This window comes from Delftia sp. ZNC0008, assembly GCF_000799035.1.
Taxonomy (GTDB): Bacteria; Pseudomonadota; Gammaproteobacteria; order Burkholderiales; family Burkholderiaceae_C; genus Comamonas; species Comamonas tsuruhatensis.
The window spans coordinates 1-3,457 of record NZ_JTKZ01000406.1; the positions used below are offsets into that span (position 1 = coordinate 1).

At 68.4% G+C, this 3,457-nt stretch carries 3 protein-coding genes; 1 reads left to right on the top strand and 2 read right to left on the bottom strand.

Going from position 1 to position 3,457, the window contains the following annotated elements; translation table 11 throughout:
* Positions 1-938: DHH family phosphoesterase (locus L995_RS13595; RefSeq protein ID WP_047472266.1), on the bottom strand; the 938-nt coding region annotated here is incomplete at its 3' end.
* A 233-nt stretch (positions 939-1,171) separates the two neighbouring features.
* On the opposite strand from L995_RS13595, the gene L995_RS13600 reads away from it, so the two are divergent.
* The gene (locus L995_RS13600; RefSeq protein WP_047472268.1) at positions 1,172-2,380 is read left to right on the top strand and encodes a M20 aminoacylase family protein; all 1,209 of its coding nucleotides are present in this window, start codon (positions 1,172-1,174) and stop codon (positions 2,378-2,380) included.
* A gap of 42 nt (positions 2,381-2,422) precedes the next feature.
* Here L995_RS13600 and L995_RS13605 read toward each other — a convergent pair.
* Positions 2,423-3,457, bottom strand: a 1,035-nt coding sequence (locus L995_RS13605; RefSeq protein ID WP_047472269.1) for a putative bifunctional diguanylate cyclase/phosphodiesterase, incomplete at its 5' end; no start/stop codon positions are given.

Below are 3,457 nucleotides of genomic sequence, written 5' to 3' on the forward strand. Positions count from 1 at the left end.
ACGTAGGCGTAGTCGGCCGAGGCATCGGCCTTGAGCACGCCCGACAGCAGCTCCACCAGGCGCTCGTTGCCCATCTTGAAGCCGCAGGCCTGGGCATGGCCGCCGCCGCCGAAGCTTTCGGCCAGCGCAATGCAGTTGAACTCCGAGCGCGAGCGCAGGCCGATCTTCACGCCCTTGGTGCTGGCATGCCACATCAGCGCGAAGCTGCCGCTCTGGCGCGCCAGCAGGTCGCCGACCTGGCTGTGGAACATGCCGGGGCAGTTGACCATCAGCCCTTGCATGCCGTTGAAGACCAGGGGCTGGGCGGACTCGGAAATGTCGGCGCACAGCTTCTGGAATTTCTCGTCCATGGCGCCGCCGCGTGCCATGAAGGCAGCTTCCTGCTCGGGCGTGAAGGCCGCGATCTCGGCCCAGCGCTCGAAGCTGCGCGGCTCCATGTCCAGCGCCGCGAGAAAGCCCGCGCTCTCGGCGAATTCCCACTTCCAGATGTCCCGGTCCTCGATGAAGCGGATCAGGCCCGGCACGGGCTTGTCGGCCTGGAAGAACTCCCAGGCCAGGCGCGCGCCGGACTTGTTCATGTCGAAGTGCACGACGCCGCAGCGGCACTGGTAGCCGGTGAGCTTTTCGGCAGCGCTCTTGTGGTGGTCCAGCACCACGAGCTTGGACACGCGCGACTCGATCTCGGCCATCAGCTCGGGCTCGAAGGCGAAGTCCAGCACGTAGACCGCGCGGCCGGCCAGCTCGCCCAGGTCGTCGGCCGTCTGGATCTCGCCATGGTCCAGTCCGCGGAATTCGGCCTGCCCGCCGTAGAACAGCCAGGCCGCCAGCGCCGCGCCATAGCCGTCCGGGCAGCGGCGGCCGTGGTACAGGATCAGGGGCTGGGGATCGTCATGCTCGGGGCGCACGAACAATTGCAGGGGCAGGATGGTGTTTTTCATGATGGGGGCGATTGTCGGTCCTGGCGCCATTCCCCTGCATCTGCGCCAACTCCCGGGCCAGGGCATTGCGCGGGCAGCTATCAAAGAACGTAGCGCAAAGCCGCGGCAGCACAAGGCCTATCGGCGCGGCAGACGGCATAGGCAAACCCCAGGACCTATCATGTCCGCCTTGTCATTGAATTGCTGCGACCGCCTGCGGACCCGCTTGGCGTGCAGGCCGTCGCGGCCCCTGTATGCGATCCACACCCGACATCACCCCCCATCTCGGCTCCCTGCTGAAGTTCCGCCACGACCTGCATGCCTACCCCGAGCTGCGCTACGAGGAGCACCGCACCGGCGACAAGGTGGCGGCCTATCTCCAGGCGCTGGGGCTGCAGGTGCACCGCGGGCTGGGCAGGACCGGCGTGGTGGCAAGCATCCACGGCCGGGGGCGCAGCGCCGCCAACCCGGGCCGCAGCCTCGGCATCCGTGCCGACATGGATGCGCTGCCGGTGACGGAACTCAATGCCTTCGGCCACGCCAGCCAGAACCCGGGCTGCATGCATGCCTGCGGCCATGACGGCCATACCACCATGCTGCTGGGTGCGGCCACGCTGCTGGCGCAGCAGCCCGATTTCGATGGCACGGTGCACCTGATCTTCCAGCCCGCCGAGGAAGGCGGCGCAGGCGCCAAGGCCATGATGGACGATGGCCTGTTCGAGCGATTCCCCTGCGAGGCCGTGTTCGCGCTGCACAACTGGCCTGCCCTGCCTGCCGGCGAAATGGCGGTGCGCGTGGGGCCCATCATGGCGTCCACGCTGCGTTTCGAGATCCGCGTGCACGGCAAGGGCGGGCACGCTGCCATGCCCCACACCACGCTGGACCCGATTCCCGTGGCCTGCGCCATCGTCGGCCAGCTGCAGACCCTGGTGTCGCGCAGCACCGATCCGCTGGACAGCGCCGTGCTCACCGTGGGCAAGATCACCAGCGGCACGGTGGAGAACATCATTCCCGACGAGGCCAGCATCTTCGGCACGGTGCGCGCCCTCAGGACCGAGACGCAGCAGATGTTCATCGAAGGCATGCAGCGCATCAGCGAGCATGTGGCGGCCGCCCATCTGTGCCGCGCCGAGTTCATCCTCAAGCCCGGCTACCCCAACACCACCAACCACGCGCACGAGGCCCGCTTCATGGCCGATGTGATGCGCGAGGCGGTGGGCGAGGACCGCACCCACGCCGACATCCTGCCGGCCATGACGGCCGAGGACTTCGGCTTCATGCTCGAGGCCGTGCCCGGCGCCTATGGCTGGATAGGCAACGGTCCCGCCACGGGCCAGCCCGGCGTGGGCCTGCACAATCCCGGCTACGACTTCAACGACGACAACCTCGGACGTGGCGCACGCTTTTGGGATCTGCTGGCGCGCCGCTGGCTGGAGCAGCCCGCCAACCAGGCCAGGGACTGAGACAGGCCGCGCCAGGGCCGCGACCCTGGCGTGCCTACGGCCTCAGACGCCGGCCGCCCCCACTTGAAGATCCACCCACTCGGCGGCAGGCAGCGGCCGGCCGTAGTGGTAGCCCTGGAACAGCACATCCTGGTTCCAGGCACGCAGGGTGCCGGCCTGCTCCTCGGTCTCCACGCCTTCGGCCACCACGCGCAGGTGCAGGCGACGGGCCATGAGCAAAATGGCCTCGACCATGGCGGCATTGCCGGGCGAGGCATGGCAGTCCTGCACAAAGGACTTGTCGATCTTGAGTTCACGGAACGGCAGCCGCTGCAGATAGGCCAGCGATGAATAGCCGGTGCCGAAGTCGTCCAGCCCCATCTCCACGCCCAGCAGCTGCAGCTCGGTCATGCGCTCGCGCGCCTCGTCCACGTCGCGCATGACCACGCTTTCCGTGACCTCCAGCGTCAGCCGGCGCGGGTCGGCGCCGGTGGTGGCCAGGATGCGCTTGAGCTTGTTCACCACATCGGGCTGGCGGAACTGCCGCCAGCTGACGTTGACCGACAGCCGCCAGCCGTGCTGCACGAATTCGGGCCGCACCAGCATGCGGCAGGCCTGCTCCAGCATCCAGTCTCCCAGCTGCACGATCAGGTCCGACTCCTCTGCCACGGCAATGAAGTCGCCGGGCTCGACCATGCCCAGGCGCGGATGGTTCCAGCGCACCAGCACCTCGGCGCCCACGCAGCGCCCCATGCGGTCCACCTGGGACTGCAGGTAGGGCTGCAGCTCGCCGGCAGGGATGGCGCGGCGCAGGTCCTTTTCGACGCGAAAGCGCTTGCCCACGGCCTCGGCCATGTCGGGCTGGAAGATGACGACCTGGCCCAGACCGGCCTGCTTGGCCTGGTGCAGGGCCACGCCGGCGCGGCGCAGCACATCATGGCCGCCGCTGTCGGTGCGCGAGGCAGCAAAACTGGCCGCGCCAATGCTGCAGCTGGCCTGCACTTCCTCGCCAGTTTCCTCCAGCCATAGCGGCCGCTCCAGCGCGTCCTGCAGTACCTGGGCCAGGGCGCGCATGTGCTGGTCGACCTCGGCGGCCTC

Coding starts and splice junctions, on each gene's coding strand:
- L995_RS13600 (WP_047472268.1), top strand. CDS start 1,172: ATGCGATCCACACCCGACATCACCCCCCATCTCGGCTCCCTGCTGAAG.